The sequence below is a fragment of the Streptomyces sp. DH12 genome (assembly GCF_020873895.1).
Taxonomy (GTDB): domain Bacteria; phylum Actinomycetota; class Actinomycetes; order Streptomycetales; family Streptomycetaceae; genus Streptomyces.
This window is the reverse complement of sequence record NZ_JAHWGT010001319.1, coordinates 1-424: the sequence shown is the minus strand read 5'-3', so window position 1 is coordinate 424 and position 424 is coordinate 1. Positions and strand designations below refer to the sequence as shown.

Annotated in this window: 1 protein-coding gene and 1 pseudogene; both read left to right on the top strand. The window is 67.2% G+C overall.

What is annotated here, in order from left to right; translation table 11 throughout:
* Nucleotides 1-128: pseudogene (locus LPA54_RS39880) on the top strand (ABC transporter permease); the annotation flags it as partial.
* A 133-nt stretch (nt 129-261) separates the two neighbouring features.
* Nucleotides 262-424, top strand: a 163-nt coding sequence (locus LPA54_RS39875; protein WP_228985295.1) for an ATP-binding cassette domain-containing protein, incomplete at its 3' end; no start/stop codon positions are given.

Below are 424 nucleotides of genomic sequence, written 5' to 3'. Positions count from 1 at the left end.
AGGTGGTCACCCCGGTGGACGACGACACCCCGTACGGGCCCTGGGGCGGCCTGGGCATCATGGCGCTGTGGGTGATCGCGGCGGTCGTCGGCGGCTACGTGCTGCTGAAACGGCGTGACGCGCAGTGAGCGACCGTTCCGGACCGCTTCCGGTCCGTCCGTGATGCGCCCTTGAGCGGAACCGTCAGCGCCCCGATAAGCTCCTAACCCTTACGGGGGGCGTATGCCCCGCTGTCCCTGAACCTTTCGATGGGTGCGGAGCATGATCGAGGCAGTCGGCCTGACCAAGCGGTACGGCGACAAGACCGCTGTGTACAACCTTTCCTTCCAGGTGCGTCCCGGCACCGTCACCGGCTTCCTGGGCCCCAACGGCTCGGGCAAGTCGACCACGATGCGGATGATCCTCGGTCTGGACAACCCCACCG